Consider the following 760-nt stretch of genomic DNA (forward strand, 5'->3'; position numbering starts at 1 on the left):
TTTCTATGGTTCTGATCCTGTGAGGACTAAGCTAAAACCCTTATTGTCTCTACTGCATAATGAAAATCAGCAAGCAGTTAATATCATCTGCAGATAGTTTGAGCTGAATATTCCTTATCAACACTAGCTCGTTAGTCTAGATATAGTTGTAAATGAGAGTAAGACAAAATTAGCCTTATCTTGTGCTTGCAACTCTAAAGGATAATCATTATTATTACCGCCTTCGATTTGTCGCGTGCGTCATTAAGGTCTACAAGTTTGCTAGTAGGAACACTGATATTTAATTTAAATAGATTGATATGTCAGGGTTATGAAGGTATTGAGCCTGGCTGATTAATGGAGAAAAGTCAGTCATAGTGGTGTAGCTGAGCTCAATTCTGCTTATGTAGCTTGTCAATGCAGTAAAAGTAGGAATTAATTTTCTGGCGGTACTGATTAGGTTGATAAAGTCCTAAGTATGAGTTTGAGCATCTCATCAATAGCGTTTTCTAGTTGGTCAGAAGCCACTTTTGATCTAAAACTAAGGCTTTGTTCTTCTGCCTTAAGCTTAAGTAACCTGTGCGCTAAGTTATAGTCCGACTCAATCTGCAATTACTAGACTTGATTCCCTGTCAGGGAAAGCGATGAATCATTTTTAATATTATATTGAATACTAATTGTTCGTATTTTAATTTATAGGGTGAAGGAATCTTAATGGCAAAAAAAGAGACAAAATTGGGGCGTAGTGACTTTACTAGTCGAGTCAATAGTCAAAAATGGG

Origin of the sequence: Methylophaga sp. UBA5088 (assembly GCF_002414625.1) — a bacterium.
GTDB classification, from domain to species: domain Bacteria; phylum Pseudomonadota; class Gammaproteobacteria; order Nitrosococcales; family Methylophagaceae; genus Methylophaga; species Methylophaga marina.